At 30.2% G+C, this 19,940-nt stretch carries 18 protein-coding genes, 3 tRNA genes and 1 other RNA gene; all 22 read left to right on the forward strand.

All coding sequences use genetic code 11. From position 1 onward, the window contains the following. Positions 1 to 133: 133 nt before the first annotated feature. Positions 134 to 1,390: an adenosylhomocysteinase gene (gene ahcY, locus KKC53_02415; GenBank protein ID MBU2598025.1), complete on the forward strand. Its 1,257-nt coding sequence runs from the start codon at positions 134 to 136 to the stop codon at positions 1,388 to 1,390. 16 nt (positions 1,391 to 1,406) lie between these two features. Beyond that, a complete protein-coding gene (gene mtnA / locus KKC53_02420) occupies positions 1,407 to 2,438 on the forward strand; it encodes an S-methyl-5-thioribose-1-phosphate isomerase (GenBank protein MBU2598026.1) in 1,032 nt (343 codons plus the stop codon). A 73-nt stretch (positions 2,439 to 2,511) separates the two neighbouring features. Next, entirely contained in the window at positions 2,512 to 3,627 is a 1,116-nt protein-coding gene (locus KKC53_02425; protein MBU2598027.1) for an NDP-sugar synthase, read from the forward strand. Between the two features lie 14 nt (positions 3,628 to 3,641). Beyond that, on the forward strand, positions 3,642 to 4,334 hold the full coding sequence (locus KKC53_02430; protein MBU2598028.1) for a ComF family protein: 693 nt from the start codon (positions 3,642 to 3,644) through the stop codon (positions 4,332 to 4,334). Between the two features lie 78 nt (positions 4,335 to 4,412). Beyond that, complete coding sequence (locus KKC53_02435; protein MBU2598029.1) at positions 4,413 to 4,613, forward strand: cold-shock protein; 201 nt, start codon at positions 4,413 to 4,415, stop codon at positions 4,611 to 4,613. Between the two features lie 66 nt (positions 4,614 to 4,679). Continuing rightward, complete coding sequence (gene raiA / locus KKC53_02440; GenBank protein MBU2598030.1) at positions 4,680 to 5,216, forward strand: ribosome-associated translation inhibitor RaiA; 537 nt, start codon at positions 4,680 to 4,682, stop codon at positions 5,214 to 5,216. Between the two features lie 131 nt (positions 5,217 to 5,347). Beyond that, positions 5,348 to 7,852, forward strand: a complete 2,505-nt coding sequence (secA, locus tag KKC53_02445) for a preprotein translocase subunit SecA (protein MBU2598031.1) — start codon at positions 5,348 to 5,350, stop codon at positions 7,850 to 7,852. A 186-nt stretch (positions 7,853 to 8,038) separates the two neighbouring features. Continuing rightward, positions 8,039 to 9,121 (forward strand): peptide chain release factor 2, encoded by a 1,083-nt coding sequence (gene prfB, locus KKC53_02450; protein MBU2598032.1) that lies wholly within the window; start codon positions 8,039 to 8,041, stop codon positions 9,119 to 9,121. Between the two features lie 50 nt (positions 9,122 to 9,171). Beyond that, positions 9,172 to 9,879 carry a cell division ATP-binding protein FtsE gene (gene ftsE / locus KKC53_02455; GenBank protein ID MBU2598033.1) on the forward strand — a complete coding sequence of 236 codons (708 nt, stop codon included), beginning with the start codon at positions 9,172 to 9,174 and terminating at the stop codon, positions 9,877 to 9,879. 11 nt (positions 9,880 to 9,890) lie between these two features. Then, the gene (ftsX, locus tag KKC53_02460) at positions 9,891 to 10,859 is read left to right on the forward strand and encodes a permease-like cell division protein FtsX (GenBank protein MBU2598034.1); all 969 of its coding nucleotides are present in this window, start codon (positions 9,891 to 9,893) and stop codon (positions 10,857 to 10,859) included. A gap of 145 nt (positions 10,860 to 11,004) precedes the next feature. Further along, a complete protein-coding gene (locus KKC53_02465; GenBank protein ID MBU2598035.1) occupies positions 11,005 to 12,168 on the forward strand; it encodes a peptidoglycan DD-metalloendopeptidase family protein in 1,164 nt (387 codons plus the stop codon). A gap of 167 nt (positions 12,169 to 12,335) precedes the next feature. Then, positions 12,336 to 13,766: a S41 family peptidase gene (locus tag KKC53_02470; GenBank protein ID MBU2598036.1), complete on the forward strand. Its 1,431-nt coding sequence runs from the start codon at positions 12,336 to 12,338 to the stop codon at positions 13,764 to 13,766. After that, positions 13,756 to 14,220, forward strand: coding sequence for an SsrA-binding protein SmpB (smpB, locus tag KKC53_02475; GenBank protein MBU2598037.1), 465 nt, complete (start codon positions 13,756 to 13,758; stop codon positions 14,218 to 14,220). The genes KKC53_02470 and smpB overlap by 11 nt, the downstream gene beginning before the upstream one ends. A 9-nt stretch (positions 14,221 to 14,229) precedes the next feature. Then, positions 14,230 to 14,572, forward strand: a transfer-messenger RNA (tmRNA) gene (gene ssrA / locus KKC53_02480). 255 nt (positions 14,573 to 14,827) lie between these two features. Beyond that, a complete protein-coding gene (gene rph / locus KKC53_02485) occupies positions 14,828 to 15,568 on the forward strand; it encodes a ribonuclease PH (GenBank protein ID MBU2598038.1) in 741 nt (246 codons plus the stop codon). 65 nt (positions 15,569 to 15,633) lie between these two features. Further along, positions 15,634 to 16,236 carry an RdgB/HAM1 family non-canonical purine NTP pyrophosphatase gene (gene rdgB, locus KKC53_02490; protein ID MBU2598039.1) on the forward strand — a complete coding sequence of 201 codons (603 nt, stop codon included), beginning with the start codon at positions 15,634 to 15,636 and terminating at the stop codon, positions 16,234 to 16,236. Positions 16,237 to 16,272: 36 nt separating this feature from the next. Next, positions 16,273 to 16,351 (forward strand) — tRNA-Pro (locus KKC53_02495). Positions 16,352 to 16,488: 137 nt separating this feature from the next. Beyond that, positions 16,489 to 16,565 (forward strand) — tRNA-Gly (locus KKC53_02500). Between the two features lie 298 nt (positions 16,566 to 16,863). Beyond that, positions 16,864 to 17,583 (forward strand): hypothetical protein, encoded by a 720-nt coding sequence (locus KKC53_02505; protein MBU2598040.1) that lies wholly within the window; start codon positions 16,864 to 16,866, stop codon positions 17,581 to 17,583. 84 nt (positions 17,584 to 17,667) lie between these two features. Next, positions 17,668 to 18,855, forward strand: a complete 1,188-nt coding sequence (locus KKC53_02510; GenBank protein ID MBU2598041.1) for an aminotransferase class I/II-fold pyridoxal phosphate-dependent enzyme — start codon at positions 17,668 to 17,670, stop codon at positions 18,853 to 18,855. Positions 18,856 to 18,972: 117 nt separating this feature from the next. Beyond that, positions 18,973 to 19,563: a glycerol-3-phosphate 1-O-acyltransferase PlsY gene (gene plsY / locus KKC53_02515; GenBank protein ID MBU2598042.1), complete on the forward strand. Its 591-nt coding sequence runs from the start codon at positions 18,973 to 18,975 to the stop codon at positions 19,561 to 19,563. A gap of 81 nt (positions 19,564 to 19,644) precedes the next feature. Then, positions 19,645 to 19,721: transfer RNA gene (locus KKC53_02520), tRNA-Arg, on the forward strand. The last annotated feature ends 219 nt before the right edge of the window (positions 19,722 to 19,940 follow it).

Raw genomic sequence — 19,940 nt, forward strand, 5'->3', positions numbered from 1 at the left:
TGTGAGAAAAGATTTCTTACCTCAGATTAAAAAGTATATATGTAACATAATCAATAAAGAACTTCAAAGTATTATTTTTTAAATACCTAATTCTTAAAATTGTTTTTAAAACTCAAATTATGGAGGATATTAAATGGAATATGATGTAAAAGATATTAAACTTTCAGAAAAAGGAAATCTAAGAATTGAGTGGGCTGAAAATTTTATGCCCGTACTTTTCCAGATAAAAGATAGATTTTTTAAAGAAAAACCACTAAAAGGAATTAAAGTAGGAGCGTGTTTACATGTTACTACTGAAACTGCAAATTTAATAAGGACTCTTAAAGCAGGAGGAGCGGATGTAATGCTGTGTGCCTCAAATCCATTAACTACTCAGGATGATGTTAGCGCCTGTTTAGTTAAGGACTATAAGATTTCAGTATTTGCTATTAAAGGAGAGAGCGATAAGACATATTATTCTCATATTTCAAAGATGTTGGACAATAAACCACAAGTAATTTTAGATGATGGCGCTGATACAATAAGCCAATTACATTTGTATAGAAAACAGCAATTATCATCCATATTTGGAGGAATTGAGGAAACAACAACAGGTGTTATCAGATTAAGGAGTATGGAAAAAGAAGGTATTTTGTCTTTTCCAATAATTGCTGCAAATGATGCTGAAACAAAATACCTTTTTGATAATAGATATGGTACTGGTCAAAGTTCTATCGATGGAATTTTAAGAGCAACGAATAGAATGATAGCTGGGTCAATTTTTGTAGTCTGTGGATATGGTTGGTGTGGTAAAGGAGTAGCTATGAGAGCCAAAGGAATGGGGGCTCAAGTAATAGTAACAGAGGTTGATCCCATTTCTGCTTTGGAAGCTACTATGGAGGGATTTCAAGTAATGCCTATATCTGAGGCTGCTAAAATTGGGGATATTTTTATTACTGCTACTGGAGATATAAGAGTTATAGGTGAAAAGCATATAAAGTTGATGAAGGATAAAACCATTTTATGTAATACTGGCCATTTTAATGTTGAAATTGATGTTAAAGCCTTAGAAAAATTATCAAAATCTAAAAGGAAAGTAAGAGATTTTGTTGATGAATATATATTGCCTGATGGTAGAAGAATCTATCTTTTAGCTGAGGGGAGACTCATTAATTCAAGTGCTGCTGAAGGACATCCAGCAAGTATAATGGACATGAGTTTTTCCAATCAAGCATTATCAGTTGAGTACCTAATAAAAAATAAGGAAAAATTAGAAAACAAAGTTTACAAGGTTCCTATGAAGATAGATAATTATATTGCAGAATTGAAACTGAAATCGATGAATATAAAGATAGATAAATTAACAAAAGAGCAACAAAAATATTTAACTTCTTGGGAAACAGGGACATAAAATAGTGGAGGGAAGGATGAAGTCTATAGAATGGGCTGATAATAAGGTAAAAATGATTGATCAGAGAAAATTACCTCTTAAAGAGGAATACATTATATGTGATGACTATAAATGTGTTGCAAAAGCAATAAAATCTATGGTAATAAGGGGTGCTCCTGCAATAGGAGTTGCGGCTGCATATGGATTTGCATTAGCTGGTCTTTCAAGTAAAGCAAAAACATCCAAAGCTCTTTTAGGTGATCTGAAAGTTGCTTATAGTCATTTATCCAAGGCCAGACCAACAGCCGTCAATCTTTTTTGGGCTTTATCAAGAATGATGAATATTACTATAAACAACATAGATTTGGGTATTAATAAATTAAAGGATAGACTAATTGAAGAAGCAACAATTATTGAAAGAGAGGACATGGCTATTAATGAAAAGATTGGTCAGTATGGGTCAGCTCTCTTTAATAAAAAGGTTTCAGTTTTAACTCATTGTAATACTGGAGCGTTGGCTACCGGAGGTTATGGAACTGCTTTAGGTATAGTAAGAAGTCTAAACAAGCAGGGTAAAATAAGAAGAGTATGGGTTGATGAAACTCGTCCATTTCTTCAGGGTGCTAGATTAACAGCTTACGAACTTAAAAAGGAGGGAATTGAATATATTCTTATTACAGATAATATGGCTGGCTATTTTATAAATAAGGGTGATGTTGATGCTGTATTGGTAGGAGCTGATAGGATAGCAGCTAATGGAGATACAGCAAATAAGATTGGCACATATTCTTTGGCTGTTTTGGCAAAAGAGAACAATATTCCATTTTATGTTGTTGCTCCAACATCAACTATTGATATGAATATAGGTTCAGGAAGAGATATTCCAATTGAGGAGAGAGATAAAAGAGAAGTATTATTTATTGGTGAGAGTCAGATAGCACCTTCCTGGACTAAAGTAAAAAATCCTGCATTTGATATTACTCCCGCAAGATATATAACAGCTATTGTAACAGAACTTGGAGTTATAAATTCACCATATGATATAAATTTGAAAAAGAAATTATTATAAAATAAAAGAAACTAAACATAAGTTTTAATTAAATCTAAAATGCTCAAGAGGTTAAAAAGAGAGTGTTTATGATATGAAAGTAATGATTTTAGCAGCAGGTTTGGGAACAAGGCTTCGCCCCCTTACTGATTTAATATCAAAACCTATGGTTCCAATAGTAAATAAACCGGTCATGGCTCACATAATTGAATTGTTGAAAAAACTTAATTTTAAGGAAATAATCGTAAATTTACATTGGTATCCAGAAGCAATTAAAAATTATTTTAAGGATGGAGCTGCATTTGGAGTAAATATTCATTATTCTTACGAAGATAAGCTTTTGGGGACTGCTGGTGGAGTGAAGAATGCGAAAGATTTCTTTGGTAATAAAACATTTTTAATAATGAGTGGGGATGCACTCACTGATATAGATCTTAAAGATTTAATTAAATTTCATAAACAAAAGAATGGATTGTGTACAATGGTATTGACTACTGTAGATGAACCATCAGCATATGGTGTAGTTATTTTAAATGAAGAAAAAAGAATAACTGGGTTTCAAGAAAAACCTCCACAAGGTAAGGAAAAGAGCAAATTAGCTAACAGTGGAATATATGTTTTTGAACCTGAAATATTTAATTATATTCCGGATGATGAGTTTTATGATTTTGGCGCTGATGTTTTTCCTCAAACTGTTGAAGAGAATACCCCAATTTATGGATATATAAATTCTCGATACTGGAATGATGTAGGTAGTCTCTCAGAGTATATGAGAGGAAATTTTGATGCTTTAAATGGAAAGGTTGAAGTTAATATACCGGGAACTGAAATAAGCAAGAATATATGGGTTGGTGAAAATTGTACGGTTCATGAGGATGTTATTATGTCTCCACCAATCTGTATTGGCAAAAATTGCATTATCGAGAAAGATGCAAAGCTATTTGGTCCACTTATTATAGGTGATGATACATTAATTAAGGAGAGAGCAGTTCTATATAAAGGTATTAAGTGGGGGAGTGGATATATTGGTAAAGATGCAAGTTTAATAGGTGCCATAATAGGAGAATCAACAGAGATAGGAGATCAAGCACATATCTTGGAAAATGCAGTAATAGGATCTAAAAGTGTAATAGCAAGTGGGACAATCATTCATCCCAGTGTTAAAATAATGTCACAACAGATAATTGATAAAAATAACCATTCCTATTAGTTATGAATAAATTTTTGAAAGCATTCCTTGATATTTTTTTTTCACCCAAGTGCGTAATTTGTTCAAAATTAGATGAAAGATTTCTTTGTGAGAATTGTATAAATACTATTTCTAAAATAGAAAACCCTATCTGCCAATTTTGTGGTAAACCTACTTTAAGATCAGTTGATAGATGCATAGAATGTAGAGATGAGAAACTATATTTTACTAAAGCGAGGTCTTTTGGTCTCTATGAAACTGTTTTAAAAGATGCAATAGTAGAGTTTAAATATAATCATATTAAATCTTTAACTGAGGTGTTAACTCAGCTTCTTTATAAAGTTTATCAGAAGAATTATGAAAACAATTTGTTTAATTCAATAGAGTTTGTACCATTGACCAGAAAGGATAAAAATTTAAGGGGATTTAATCAATCGGAGCTATTAGCAAAGAAGTTGGCCAAAATGACAAAAATACCTGCTAACGGTTTTTTAATAAAAGTGAGAAATACTGAAAGTCAAATGGGTCTACAGTTAAGTCAAAGGAGAAAAAATCTTGTTGGTGCATTTGATTTTTGTGGTGATAAAGGAAAGTGTGGTAGTAATATACTATTAATAGATGATGTATACACAACTGGTTATACAGTAAGTGAATGTTCAAAAGTTCTATTAAAAAATGGGGCAAAGAATATTTATGTTTTAACTTTAGCCAGGTCAATATTGATGTAATATCAATAAAAAATACAATTTAAAAATAATTGAATTCAAGACATAACACTTTAATCATTTTGAAAAATGGAGGTTAATTTGCAAAGAGGAAAAGTCAAATGGTATAGTGAGGAAAAGGGGTACGGTTTTATAGAGGTTAAAGAAGGTAATGATGTTTTTGTACGCTTTTCATCGATATTAGAAGAAGGTTATAAATCATTAGAAGATGGGCAGGGGGTAGAATTTGAGATTATAGATGGTGATAGAGGTCCTGAAGCTTCAAGTGTTAGGAAACTGTAAAATTTTATTTAATTAAAAATTTAAACTTAAAAAATTCATAATTTTTTTGAAAGGAGAATATGAAGGATGAACATCATTGTAAAAGGTAAAAATATAGAAATAACTCCAGATATTAAAGATTATGTTACAGAAAAGATTTCAAAGATATTAAGATACTTCAATCAAGCTATAAGTATAGATGTTGAATTATTAGTTGAGAAGAATCCAAGTATAAAAGCAAACAATATTGCAGAAGTAACTTTAAAAACGAAAGGAGCAACTATAAGGGTAAAGGAAGCTTCTTCTAATATATACAGTGCAATTAACCTTATTGTTGATAAATTGGAAAGACAAGTAAAAAAATATAAGAATAGATTGATTGATAGTACTCAAAAACCTAATTTGCATACAACACACGAGTTAATTACGGGGGGAAAGAAAAAAGCAAGGATAGTTAAGATTAAAAGTTTTGAATTTATTCCAATGACTCCAGAAGAAGCAGTGGAACAGTTGGAATTGCTTGATCATAGTTTTTATATTTTTAGAAATTCTGAAACAGATCAAGTAAATGTAATTTATAAAAGAAAGGATGGAAATTTTGGACTTATAAGTCCGTCTGAATAAATTAAATCTGGGTAAATTAGAAATATATTTTATGTTTTTAAAAGGTAAATCATTTATGCTTTACCCTAATTTTTAACTATCAATTAGGTATATTAAATAGTAAATAAGATAAGTAAAAAATTTGATTTAAATTGAATATATTAAGCAAAATTCTTCGCATTGGAGAAGGAAAAACAATTAAAAATATTCAAAATCTCGTTGATTATATTAACTCATTAGAAGTTAATATTAATAAACTGAGTGATGAGCAGTTAGTTTTTAAATCTAATGAATTTAAAAGCAGATTTAAAAGAGGGGAATCTCTTGATGATTTGTTGCCAGAGACATTTGCAGTTGTTAGAGAGATCGCAAAAAGAACGATTAATATGCGACATTTTGATGTTCAGATTTTTGGAGGAATCATTTTACATCAGGGTAAGATAGCAGAGATGGCGACAGGTGAAGGAAAAACGTTAGTTGCTACACTTCCTGTTTGTTTAAATTCACTTGAAAACAAAGGAGTTAGTATTGTAACTGTTAATGATTATCTTGCAAAAAGGGATGCAAACTGGATGGGTCCAATATATAAAAAATTTGGGCTCAATATTGGACTACTTCAGAATGAAATGGGAGTAGGTGAAAGAAAAGAAGCGTATAATTCTGATGTTATTTATGGAACCAATAATGAATTTGGATTCGATTACTTAAGAGATAATATGATTTTCAGTGCTAATAATCAGGTTCAAAGGGGACATTATTATGCAATAGTAGACGAAGTAGATAGCATATTAATTGATGAAGCCAGGACTCCTTTAATTATTTCTGGAGCTCCTTATGAATCCGCTAAAATTTATTACACTTTTGCAAAATTAACTCCTGGATTAAAAAGAAATGTAGACTATGAGGTCAGTGAGAAAGAGAGATCAGTTTTTGTTACAGAAAATGGTGTAAAACGTGTTGAAAAAATGTTGAAAATTGATAACCTTTATGATCCAAAAAATGCAATTTTGATTCATCATCTAAATCAAGCATTAAAAGCTTTAATTCTTTTTAAAAGGGATGTTGATTATTTGGTTAAAAATGGCGAGGTGGTAATCATAGATGAATTTACAGGAAGATTAATGCCAGGAAGAAGATATAGTGAGGGATTACATCAAGCAATAGAGGCGAAAGAGGGTGTAAAAATTAAACAGGAGCACCAAACATTAGCTACAATAACCATACAGAACTATTTCAGGATATATGAAAAATTAGCTGGTATGACAGGAACAGCAGCTACTGAAGCAGAGGAGTTTAGAAAAATTTACAGTCTTGAAGTGGTTGTTATTCCTCCTAATAAACCATTAAATAGAAATAATCTTCCTGATTTAATTTATAAAAATGAGGAAATCAAGTTTAAAAATGTTATAAAAGATATAAGCAAAAGACATGAGATAGGTCAGCCTGTCTTAGTTGGAACCAGATCAGTTGAAAAATCTGAGTATCTTTCAAATATGTTAAAAAGAAAGGGAATAAAACATGAGGTATTAAATGCAAAATACCATGAGAGGGAAGCAGAAATCGTTGCCAAAGCGGGACAGATGGGAGCAGTTACAATTGCCACCAATATGGCTGGAAGGGGAACTGACATTGTTTTGGGAGAAGGAATTACCAAAATTGGAGGTCTTCATATTTTAGGAACAGAGAGACATGAAGCCCGGAGGATAGACAATCAACTTAGGGGTAGGTCAGGAAGGCAAGGTGATCCTGGTTCTTCACAATTCTATTTGTCTCTTGATGATGAACTTATGAGGTTATTTGGTTCAGAAAGAATTGGGAAAGTTATGGAAAGATTTAATTTTCCAGATTATGAACCAATTACTCATCAATTGGTCACAAAATCTGTAGAAATTGCACAAAAGGAGATTGAATCAGTTCATTTTGATATGAGAAAAAGGGTTTTGGAGTATGATGATGTATTAAATAAACAAAGAGAGGTTATATATAATCAGAGAAGTAATATTTTAAAACAAGAAAATATTACTGAAAATATAAAAAATATGATAGAAGATGTTGTAGAGAAAGAAATGAAGACACTCTCTTTAGAAGAGATAAAATCTTACCAAGGTGACAAATCAATAATAAACTCATTTCTTATTCGACTTCTTCCACCTGAAAATTACACAAATTTTACGATTTTAGATATAAATAAGAAAGTAGAGCTTGAAAATTATTTAAAAGAATACCTTTTGAATAAATACAAATCAAAAGAAAGAGAAGTTGGTATTGAGCAGATGAGGAGCTTGGAAAGGTATATTCTATTAAATGTAATGGATTATCACTGGCGTGAACATTTAAGAGATATGGATGATTTAAGAGATGGAATAGGTTTACATGCATATGCACAAAGGGACCCATTAATAGAGTATCAGCATGAAAGCTATAGTATGTTTGAGCAAATGATAGATGAGATGAAAGAGGATGTTTTAAGAGTATTGTTTCATGCAAAAAAAGTAGAGAAAAAAGAAGAGGATAGAGAAGCTTCGAAAGAAAGGATATTAATAAAAAATAAAAAGGTAAAAACAAAAAGAATAGCAGCAAAATATAAAAAGATTGGAAGAAATGACCCATGTCCATGTGGAAGTGGAAAAAAGTACAAACTTTGCTGCGGTGCGTAAAAAATTAAAATTAAATTAATAAAATATTAAATTCTAATAAAAAATAAATATTGGAAGCTTTGGGCATAGTTTCTCCCCTTGTTTTAATTGATTCCCCTCCCTTTATGGGAGGGGGTAGGGGGAGGGTTAAAATGTCTTTGAAAATATACCACAAAGCTATAAATTAAATGATGTTGGATTAATTAAATGATATTAGATTATAGTGATGAAATTAAAAAGTTAATAGATAAAATAGAGTATTTTTGGAAACATCTTGATATTGATTCCAATAAACAAAAATTGGCTGAACTTCAGAAAAAGGCAAGTAGGAAAAACTTCTGGGATGATACTGAAAATGCAAAAAAAGTGATGGATAAAATTTCAAAACTTGAAGAAGAAATCAATGATATTTACACACTTAAAAAGGAGTTATTAGAAATACAACTTATGAATCAACTTGCATTAGAAGGCAAAGATAATGATTTAGCAAGTGAAGTGACAATTAAAATTTCAGAATTAATTAAAGATGTTAAAGAATTTGAATTAAAAAAGATTTTTACAGATAAAGATGATAAACTACCAGCTATTATTAATATACATCCTGGAGCTGGTGGAACTGAGTCTCAGGATTGGGCTAATATGTTAATGAGGATGTACATGCGTTGGGCAGATAAAAAAGGATTTAAAACAGAAATAATCTCAATTTTTTACGGTGAAGAAGCTGGGATTAAGAGTGCAACTTTTACAATAGATGGCAAATTTGCGTATGGACTATTAAAAGTTGATAAAGGAGTTCACCGATTGGTGAGGTTATCTCCTTTTGATGCTGCTCATAGAAGACATACATCTTTTGCTTCAGTAGAGGTTACTCCATTAATTAAAAATGATATAGATATTAAGTTAGAGCAAAAAGATTTAAAAGTTGAAACCTATAGATCAAGTGGTCCTGGAGGACAGCATGTTAATGTTACAGATTCAGCAGTTAGAATAACACATTTACCAACTGGGATCATTGTTCAGTGTCAGAAGGAGAGATCCCAAATATTAAATCGTAGAACTGCTCTCACAATTTTAATTTCAAGACTACATCAAAGAGAGATTGATTTAAGAGAAATAAAGAAAGAAAAACTTCATAAACAAAAAAAAGAAATAGCATGGGGTAGTCAAATCAGAAGCTATATTTTACACCCATATAAAATGATAAAAGATCATAGAACTGGATTAGAAGTAACCAAGGTGACAGAGGTTTTAGATGGAGGTATTGATATTTTCTTAAAAAAATTTCAATAGTTAAAAAAATTTGATATAATTTAAAACTAATTTAATATTAGAGGTAATTTATGGATGAAAGTTTAATAGAATTTAAAAATGTTACTAAACTCTATGAAAATGAAGACTATTCAGTAAGGGATATTTCATTTGAAATAAAAAAAGGTGAATTTGTTTTTCTTATTGGACCAAGTGGATCCGGAAAATCCACCATAATAAGATTAATATTGAAAGAGTTTGAGCCATCTTTTGGAGAAATTTATATAGCTGGAAAAAATATATGCAAACTTCACGGAAAAATGATTCCATTTTTAAGAAGAAATATTGGATGTGTATTTGAAGACTTTAAGTTACTTCCAAATAAGACCACTTATGAAAATATCGCCTTTGCTCTTGAAGTTTTAGGCAAACCTAAATATGAAATAAAAACTAAAGTTCCACAAATTTTAAAATTGGTTGGATTAGAAGATAAAGCGAATAACTATCCCGAGCAATTAAGTGGTGGCGAACAACAGAGAGTCTCCATTGCAAGAGCTTTTGTAAACAGACCACCACTATTTTTAGCAGATGAGCCAACTGGTAATATTGACCCCGAAATCTCACTGGAAATTATTAAATTGCTTGCTCGAATAAATAACACTGGGACAACAGTTTTAATGGCAACACATGATTGGTCTCTGGTTGATATGATGAAAAAAAGAGTAATAGAATTAGATAACGGACAGATAGTTAGAGACCAGAAAAGGGGAATCTACGGTTATGAAACTAATAATTTATAATAAAAAGTATTATGAGAATTAACCCAAGACTATTTTTTAGAGAGGCTTATTTAAGTATTCGAAGAAATTTTGTAATGACTTCTGTAGCCATTACTCAGGTTGCAATATCACTACTTATGGTTGGTACTCTTGCCATAGTTATTTATGATTCCAGACAAGTTATAAAGGCTATTGAAAGACAGGTTGAGATAAGTGTTTATCTTGAAGATGATATTTCTGAAGAATTCCTTCATAAATATGAAAATGAGATAAGATCCTGGAATGAGATTGAAAATGTTGAATATCGTAGCAAAGAAAAAGCAATGGAAAAATTATTGGAAAGTTTTGATGAAGGTAGCTCAGTATTTGAGATAATAGATCCAGAAACTCTCCCAGCTTCATTTGAAATAAGTTTTAAAAATCCGCAAACGGTTGAAGACGTTGCAAATAGGTTTAAGGATGGGAAAATATTTGATTTAACAATACCTGAAGAACGGGAAGAAGAAGAAAAAGAAAAAGAATATTATTGGAAATGGATTAATGATATAACCTATGGGAAGGATTATGTAGGTAAGTTTTTTAGAGTTACTAACACTATTAAAATTATAACACTTCTTATAATTTCACTTCTATTTATATCTTCAATTATTTTAATTTTTAACACAATACGTCTTTCTATCATTTCAAGAAAAAAAGAAATAGAGGTAATAAAACTTGTTGGAGCATCAAATTGGTATGTACGCTGGCCATTTATAATTGAGGGCACAATTCAAGGAATAATGGGAGCATTAATTGCAATAGGTTTGATTTTTATAATCAATATGTCATTTCTAAAAAGATTGGAGAATGCATTTAATAATCTTTTTCCCTTACCATTGAATTTTGCTATAACAGGTACAAATCCATTACAATTTCAGATTTTTCTATTACTTTTTATAACAGGAATATTAATTGGAGCAGTTGGTAGTTTGATTGCACTCAGAAAATTTATTAAAATATAATATTAGTTATAAATAGAAAAGGTAATTTCTATTGATAATTTATAATAAGAGGATTTTAATAAAGGAGATAGAATATAATTCTTAGTATATTATTGCCAGTTCTTGATAATAAAAATCACATATTATGAGATTAATGAAAACAAAATTGAAAAAGAATTTAATTTGCGCTTTCTCTTTAACTCTAATTTTTATATTCCTTTTCTCTAATACTGCTTATGGTGACAATGATAATATATATTCAAATCCCGAACAAAAGCTCGAACAGATTAAGAATGAACAAGAAAAAACTAAAAATCAAATAAACCTTTCTAAGCAAAAAGAAAAGGAATTTCAGACTCAAGTTAATAATGTAGAAGGTGGGATAAATAAGATTCAGGCAGATTTAGATGACCATTTAGCTAAGCTTGATGAGCTTAACTCAGAAATAAGAGGAATTGAGTGGGACTTAGAAAAGAAGAAGAATAAAATTATTCTACTTGAAAATGAACTTAGAGAAAAATATGCAATTTTAGTCAATAGGTTAGTAGAGATATATAAAGATAAAGAGGAAGGCTTTATTTCAATCCTTTCTGAACCCATAGATTTACAGGATTTTATTAATAGATGGAAATTAGTGAATATAGTTGCTGATAAAGATGCGATAATTGTTGAAAATGTATTAAAAACAAGAAATAACATTATAGTGGAGAAGAAAGAGATTGAAGAGGAAAGAGATTATTATGAACATTTGGTTGAAAAACAGACCACATTAATTAGCATTACTGAGAAAGAGAGAAGCGACCTTCAAGAAATTTATAATCAGAAATTCGCTCTGTTAACAAGTGCAAAGAAAAATACCATGCAACTTGAGTACTTACTAAGACAGCAAGAAGCAGAAGCAAAGATGATTGAAGCATATTTAGCTAGTTTAAGAGAAGGTAGCTTTTCAGGAAAGTTTTTATGGCCAACTGTTCGTGGAAGCATATCTTCTGGTTTTGGTTACAGGAATTATCCCCGCAGAACTTTTCATTACGGAATGGACATCGCAGTTCCATATGGATCACCAATATTTGCAGCTGCAAATGGTAAAGTTGTTAAAGTCACTTTTGGGTGGGGAGGCGGCTACGGGAATTATCTCATAATTTATCATGGTGGTGGGCACTCAACATTATATGCTCATTGTTCGAGAATCATTATCTCTAATGGACAATCAGTAAAGGCTGGACAAGTAATAGCATATATAGGGTCAACTGGATTTAGTACAGGGTCTCATCTTCATTTTGAAGTCAGGATAAATGGAGTTGCAAAAAATCCTTCAAATTACTTCTAATTTACACCCTTTTTCTTGTTTTATATTACCTCTAATTTACACCATGTTTAATGAAATATCTAATTTTTAAAAAAGCTATTTTTATTCAGGGCTCTATAGTGATTTCTGGTAAAATTATAATCGGTATATTTTTTAAGTAAAATTTAAAAAATAAAGAAATTTTTATTATGGTAAAAAAAATATCTATAAAAAAAGTAAAAAATAGAATTTATATAATAATTCTATCTACATTGATATTTTCAATTATTACTTCTAGTATTGGTTGTAATATAAAGCAACAATTATTTAAAATACCTGAAAAAATAAAAGAAGTAGTAAAAATAAGGTCAGATATTAATATTTCTCCAATTAATGATGTTATTGGTAGTATTGAGGAGGAATACCTATATGATATTAAAAGAGAGGAATTAATTACCTCAGCTTTTGAGGGGATAATTAAAAGCACTGATGAAAAATATCCTGGACTTTTATCAACTCAGGATAAAGATGAGTTAGAAAAAATTAAAGACAAATATCCAGAGGACTCTTTAGATTCCATAGTGGAAATAATAAGGAAATTAATAGAGAAAAAAGATGAACTTAAATCAGATGATCTTATTATGTATGCAAATGAATCCATAGTAAAGAGTTTACAAATTAAAGACAAATATGCATATTTCTTTTATCCGGAAAATTATAAGATTATGATGGAAGACTACTCAGGACACATTTCTGGTGTTGGTATGTATGTAAATCAGATAGATGAAAAAATTGTTGTAGTTAAACCAATAGAGAATACACCAGCTTATAGAGCAGGAATTAAAGCTGATGATGTAATAATAAGTGTAGATGGACAATCAATTGAGAGTAAAAACATTGATGAAGTAATAGCACTAATTAGAGGTAAAGCTGGTACAAAAGTTACTATAATTTTCTTTAGACCTGAGACAAATAAAAAATTTACTAAAGAGCTTATAAGAGAAGAAATAGAAATTCCTAATTTAATAATTGAAATCCTAAATAACAAAATAGGGTATGTTAGATATATTCGATTTATTGAAGGAGGAGCAAATAGATTAAAAAATGAACTAGAGAAATTATCTGATCAAGGTATAGAAGCACTAATTTTAGATTTACGTGGAAATACTGGTGGTCTTCTTTCAGATGCAGTTAATTTAGGTCAACTTTTCATTAACAGAGGAAATATTGTAGTAGTAAAAGAAAAAGCAGATACTATAACATATAGAGGGAAAGATACACCATATGCTCAATTTCCTTTAGTAATTATAGTAGATAAGTATTCAGCTTCTGCCTCGGAAATACTTGCAGGCGCACTACAGGATCATAATAGAGCCAAATTAGTTGGAAATACCACTTTTGGAAAAGGTACAGTTCAACAGATTTTTTCTCTTCCAGATAGTTCAGGCATAAAATTTACTACAGCAAATTATTTCCTTCCAACTGATAGAAGTATTGAAGAAATAGGAATTACACCGGATATCATTATAAATGATGATGATAAAACTGAGGAAGATGAACAATTAGAAGCAGCAAAAAAGATAGCATTAGAAATCATTGAAGAAAATAAGACTTCTCAAATTAATAAAGATGGAAAATAAAATTATAATTGCAACTAATAGAAAAGCCTATAGAAATTACATAATTGAGGAGAAATATGAAGCTGGAATGGTATTAGAAGGTTCTGAGGTAAAATCTGTTCGCAATAGAAATGTGAATTTTAAAGATAGTTATGCTACTGTAAAAAATGGTGAAGTTATATTACACAGTCTTCATATCAGTCCCTATAATAAAATTGGATATGAAAGGATAGTACCTGATAAAGACAGGAAACTTCTTCTAAATAGGAGAGAAATAAATAGAATAATGGGTAGAACAACACAAAGAGGTTATACAATAATTCCATTAAAAATATATCTTAAGGGTAAATATGTAAAAGTTGAATTAGGTTTAGCAAAAGGTAAAAAGAAGTATGATAAGAGAAGAGATATAATGAAAAGGGAGCATGAGAGGGAGAAAGAAAGAGCTTTAAAAGATTATAAAAAAGTTGTATAATTATTATGTGGGGGTGAATTGGCTTCGACGGGGAAATCGAAGCAAAAGTTGCAAGTCGAGGACCAGATCCTCGTAAGAAGCTGGAAAAACATATAAATGCAGAACCTGCATACGCACTAGCCTAAAAAGGCTACATTCTTAAAGTTTTGTCTACGGACTTTAGTGAATGCCGGTAGTAGACTATCTCACATCTTTACTTCTGAGGAAGATGGGAGTGAAAAGATACTCGGAATAGCAGTTGGTTATGTATTTCTGTATATAAACCAAATAGCGAATTTTAATACAGAATAAACTTGTAGATACTTCTGATAGATTTCTTCGGACCCGGGTTCAATTCCCGGCACCTCCACCAAATTTATATAATTTTACGAGCTCTTGAGTTGAATTAAGAGCTCTTTTTTATATAATTTTTTTTAAAATTTTAAGAAAAAATGACATTGGGTATTTAATAATAAAAAAATTAATAGTAATAAAATTATTAGTAATGATATAATCCTAACTACTTTCTTAATAACACAAAAATTGTTAGATTGTATATTTAAGGTAATTAAATTCCTATAAAAAAACTAACCTAATTGCTTTCTTAAAAATAGAAGAAGGAAGAAATATGAAAAGAATAGATGGAAGAAAAGCTAATGAACTAAGAGAAATTAAAATAAAAAGAGATTATATAGAATATGCAGAGGGTTCAGTACTAATAGAGGTTGGAAAAACTAAATTAATATGTGCAGCGAGTGTTGAAGATAAAGTACCACAATTTCTAAGGGGGAGTGGAAGTGGTTGGATAACTGCAGAATATTCAATGTTACCTCGTTCTACACCCGTAAGGACTTTTAGAGATTCTACTATTGGGAGGGTTAAAGGTAGAACACATGAAATTCAAAGATTAATTGGTCGGTCATTGAGAGCTGTTGTTGATTTAGATAAAATTGGAGATAGAACAATCTGGATAGATTGTGATGTAATTCAAGCTGATGGTGGGACAAGAACTGCAGCAATAACTGGTGCTTGTATAGCGTTATATGATTGTTTAAATAAAGTGGTTTCTCAAGGAAAGATTATTTATTTACCAATAATGGACTTTGTGGGTGCAACAAGTGTAGGATTAGTTAATGGAGAAATTCTCCTGGATCTCTGTTTTGAGGAGGATAATAAGGCACAAGCAGACATGAATGTTGTTATAACTTCAAAGGGTGAAATAGTTGAGATTCAAGTAACTGCAGAGGATAAACCTTTATCAAAAGACATATTTCAAAAAATGTTAAAAGTTGCAGAAGAAGGAATAAAAAAGATAATCGATATTCAAAGTGATTTAATAGGTAAGGATATAGATAAATTAAAAAAGTGATATAAAAAAATATTTAGATATTCATTTTAACCATCACTTTTATATAAAATTTGAGAACAAATGATATGTATACAAATAAACAAATTGAGATAGTTATTGCATCAAAAAATAGAGGTAAGATTAAAGAAATAAAATCGATTTTATCTAATAAGAATATTAGATGGCTAACCTATTTGGATTTTAAAGACTGGCCAAAAATAGAAGAATCATGTAATAGTTACGAAGAAAATGCTTTAAAGAAAGCTAAAGTAGTAACAGATTTTACTAAAAAACCGACATTAGCTGAAGATTCAGGACTTGAGATAGATTATTTGAAGGGAGAACCTGGAGTAAAATCAGCAAGACATGCTGGAGAAAACTCTACTGATTTAGAAAATATTAAGAAAGTTTTGAATCAGATGAAGGAATGTCCTTTTACAGAAAGAACAGCAAGATTTCGTTGTGTGACTGTTTTATATCTACCGAATGACAAATTTTTTATGTCGCAAGGAAAATGTGAGGGAAAAATAGATTTCTCACCATATGGTGAAAGTGGTTTTGGTTATGATCCCATTTTTGTTCCTGAAGGACATTCACATACAATGGCTCAAATAGGAATGGAAGAAAAAAATAAGATAAGTCATAGAGCAAAAGCATTAAAAAAATTATTTAGAATTATGAATATTTAATTTACAATTAGAATACAAAGAAATAGGAAATTCATTCGGGGCGTAGCGCAGTTTGGTTTAGCGCGCTTGCTTTGGGAGCAAGAGGTCGGAGGTTCAAATCCTCTCGCCCCGACCATACAAAACCTTGCAATTTTCTTTCTACTTATATCATGAATGAAGACAGAAGGTGCTCTTGAATGGTTGAGAAGAAATCTGTTTAATTTTGATTGATTCACTATAATATGTTTTTGGTATAATATATTTAACTAATGAGCGGGAGTAGCTCAGTTGGCTAGAGCGTCAGCCTTCCAAGCTGAAGGTCGCGGGTTCGAGGCCCGTTTCCCGCTCCATTTTTATTTAGTTTTAAATATGCGAATATTGTTAAAAATACTAAGGATTGTAAACAGATATCTTAAATAGTTCAAATTAAGACTTTTAATTACTTAATTATTTGCTTTTTAAATTTGCAATTACAATAATTTTTCGTCATATTATTAAAAATAAATTTGAATGATTTATTTAGTTAATATAAAATCTTAAATATTATTTTGTTATTTGTAATATATAAATTTAATTTTAAGAATTTTATAGGTATAAAATTAATAGAAAGGAGGATGGCTCTCATAAACTTCCTTAGAAAAAGGGGAAATGAGCTACATTTTTAGGATGAAAATTACAAGGAGACAAATAGAGTTTCTCTCAAAATTTTTAAAATTATGTAGTGAATCAAATAGATATATTCATTATACTGACTTGGCTAAAGAGCTTGGTGTAAGTAAATATACCGCTTATGATATGCTAAGACTTTTAGAGAGGAAAGAATTAGTTTCTCATAAGTATGTACTTGGTTATAAAAGAGGAAAAGGACGCTCAAAAGTTTTGTTTTACCCCTTTCCAAAAGCAAGAGAATTGCTCATAGAGTTATTGGGAGAAGATATTGAAAATAAGAAATGGAGAAATTTTAAAGAATTAATGCTAAAAGAAGTGGGTGAGGGGAGAAGAAAATCATATGCAAAACTTTTAAAAAGAATTTCCAAAAAAGCTGATGGAGTTAGAAGACCAATGGAATATTGCACTTATTATATGATGAGTCTATTTTTAGAAATTAAAAAAATAAAAAATGAATTTTTAAAGACTAAATTAATAAAAAATCTTAAGAAATTTAGGAAAAAAAGTAAATTGAAGATTAGTTCTCTTGCTACAATGATTTTAGGCACATTTCAGTTAGATGAAGAGCTTAATAATAATAATGAGCTTTTTTTAAATGACTTTCTAATATATGAACAATATTTAAATGAGATGAGCAGTAATAGTAGAGATGAACTTGATTCATTTGTAGATAAAATTTTTAGCAAGCTTTTTGCTTAATTTTTTTTAATTTATTTTTTTGGTTTTTTTGGAAAAATTTTAAAATGTAATTTTTATAGAAAATAAGAAAATGATGGAGGATAAATGATAGAAAGATCGGAAAAAATTAAACTTTTTTCTCAAAGATTAAAAGATGCAAAAAAAGCAAATAGATATTTCTATTTGAGGGAAATTCAAGGTCCCTCATTAGCGAGAATAATAGTTGAAGGAAAAGAGTTTATCAATTTTGCTTCTTATAGTTATTTGGGTCTTATAGAACATCCAAAGATAATGAAAGCTGCTAAGGATGCAATTGATAAGTACGGATCAGGTGCTGGTGGTGTTCGATTATTAGCAGGAACTACAACATTACATAAAAAATTGGAAGAAAAATTGGCAGAATTTAAAAAAGCAGAAGCTGCAATTACATTTAGTAGTGGTTATGTTACAAACTTATCTACTATCTCATGCTTGACTGATCCAAAAGATATTATATTAATTGATAAACTTAATCATGCAAGTATTATTGATGGTTGTATGTTATCAGGAGCACGATTTAGAACTTATAAACACAATAATATGGAACATTTAGAAAAAATATTAGAAAAGAGCAAGGACTATAATACAAAGTTGATTGTAGCTGATGCTGTTTTTAGCATGGATGGTGATATTGCTGATCTACCAAATATAAGAAAATTAGCTGATAAATATGGAGCAGACGTAATGATAGATGAAGCTCATTCATTAGGAGTATTGGGTAAAACTGGGAGAGGAATTGAGCAACATTTTAATATGGAGGGTAGTGTAGATATTAGTATGGGAACATTAAGTAAAACAATACCAAGTATTGGTGGTTATATTGCAAGCAATAAAGATGTAATTGATTATTTAAAGCATATTTCAAGAGGTTTTGTATTTTCTGCCAGTCTCCCACCCTCAGCAGTTGCAGCAACCTTAGCAGCATTGGAGGTTATGGAAAAAGAAACCTGGAGATATGAAAAATTAAGGGAAAATATCAGGTTATTTATTCAAGGATTAATTGAAATGGGCTTTAATACTATGAATAGTGAAACTGCAGTAGTTCCAGTTCTAATAGGAGATGAAGAGAGAACACTTGAACTTGCCAGGTTTTTAAATGATAATGGAATTTATGTATGTCCAATTCTTTACCCAGCTATTCCAAAAAATACAAACAGAGTTAGAAATCATTTGATGGCTACCCATTCTATAGAGGATATTAATAAAGCTCTTGATATATATTATAAGGGTGGAAAGAAGATAGGAATTAAATAAACTGTTAGCTCATCAATCTAATCTTTTTTAAAGTTTAAAATATATAAAATAATTTAGTATTTTTTAACTTTATATATTAACCTAATCTTAATTATAGATTTTTAAAAAGGAGGTGTCTTGGAGATATTATTATCAGGTTCATTAGTGATATTGGGATACTTATTAGGTTCAATACCTAATGTTTATATTGTAGTTAAACTTTTTACAGGTAAGGATATAAGAAATTTAGGAAGTGGAAATGTTGGTGGATTAAATGCTGCAAGAAACGTAAGTTTACCAATTGGTCTTTTAGGTGGTCTTTTAGATGTGGCAAAGGGAGTCTTAGCAATATTTTTAGCTCAAAAATTTAGTTCAAATGAAATAGTCCATCTTTTAACTGGTATAGCAGCTGTTGCAGGTCATAACTGGCCTCTATATCTAAATTTTATTGGTGGAAAGGGAGTTGGAACAACTTTAGGTGTGATGAGTATGATAAACCCTATAGTACTTATTCCATGTTTTATTGGGGGAATATTAATTACAATAGTTTTAAAGGAATCTTCAGTTGGGGCAATTGCAGGATTCTTAGCAGGAACTATTTATCTCTGGATTAATTCTAAATCTGTATGTTATCTTCTTTTTGGATTAGTTTTAACTTTATTTACTATAATAAGATTCAGGAAAGATTTATTTGTATACCTTAAGAAGAGAAATATAATTAAAAGTTAGGAAAATTTGCATAATAACAATGTTAAAATTTTTCTTAAAAAAATTGATATAATTAGATAAAATTATAAATTCAAATTATATGCGCCTGTAGCTCAGTTGGATAGAGCTACGGACTTCTAATCCGTAGGTCGGGGGTTCGAGTCCCTCCAGGCGCGCCATTATTTTTTATTTCATTAAAAAAAGTTTTATCAATAGCTTTGTGGTATATTTTCAAAGACATTTTACCCTCCCCCCTACCCCCTCCCACTAGTGGAGAGGGTAATCCTCCTCTCTCTTTACCTCTCTCATCAGGGGAAAGGCTATATATTTTAAAGTCTTATTAATACCTTTAGGGTGTATTTCTGAAGTTATTTTAAGATGAAATAAGATTTATTGAC

This window comes from Actinomycetota bacterium (assembly GCA_018830725.1).
Taxonomy (GTDB): Bacteria; Actinomycetota; Humimicrobiia; order JAHJRV01; family JAHJRV01; genus JAHJRV01.

What these genes read in the sequence shown, in the direction of transcription:
- KKC53_02510 (MBU2598041.1), top strand. Translation starts at nt 17,668, where the DNA reads ATGATAGAAAGATCGGAAAAAATTAAACTTTTTTCTCAAAGATTAAAA.
- prfB (MBU2598032.1), top strand. Translation starts at nt 8,039, where the DNA reads ATGATATTAGATTATAGTGATGAAATTAAAAAGTTAATAGATAAAATA.
- rdgB (MBU2598039.1), top strand. Translation starts at nt 15,634, where the DNA reads ATGTATACAAATAAACAAATTGAGATAGTTATTGCATCAAAAAATAGA.
- KKC53_02505 (MBU2598040.1), top strand. Translation starts at nt 16,864, where the DNA reads ATGAGCTACATTTTTAGGATGAAAATTACAAGGAGACAAATAGAGTTT.
- ahcY (MBU2598025.1), top strand. Translation starts at nt 134, where the DNA reads ATGGAATATGATGTAAAAGATATTAAACTTTCAGAAAAAGGAAATCTA.
- rph (MBU2598038.1), top strand. Translation starts at nt 14,828, where the DNA reads ATGAAAAGAATAGATGGAAGAAAAGCTAATGAACTAAGAGAAATTAAA.
- smpB (MBU2598037.1), top strand. Translation starts at nt 13,756, where the DNA reads ATGGAAAATAAAATTATAATTGCAACTAATAGAAAAGCCTATAGAAAT.
- ftsX (MBU2598034.1), top strand. Translation starts at nt 9,891, where the DNA reads ATGAGAATTAACCCAAGACTATTTTTTAGAGAGGCTTATTTAAGTATT.
- raiA (MBU2598030.1), top strand. Translation starts at nt 4,680, where the DNA reads ATGAACATCATTGTAAAAGGTAAAAATATAGAAATAACTCCAGATATT.
- KKC53_02470 (MBU2598036.1), top strand. Translation starts at nt 12,336, where the DNA reads ATGGTAAAAAAAATATCTATAAAAAAAGTAAAAAATAGAATTTATATA.
- mtnA (MBU2598026.1), top strand. Translation starts at nt 1,407, where the DNA reads ATGAAGTCTATAGAATGGGCTGATAATAAGGTAAAAATGATTGATCAG.
- ftsE (MBU2598033.1), top strand. Translation starts at nt 9,172, where the DNA reads ATGGATGAAAGTTTAATAGAATTTAAAAATGTTACTAAACTCTATGAA.
- KKC53_02425 (MBU2598027.1), top strand. Translation starts at nt 2,512, where the DNA reads ATGAAAGTAATGATTTTAGCAGCAGGTTTGGGAACAAGGCTTCGCCCC.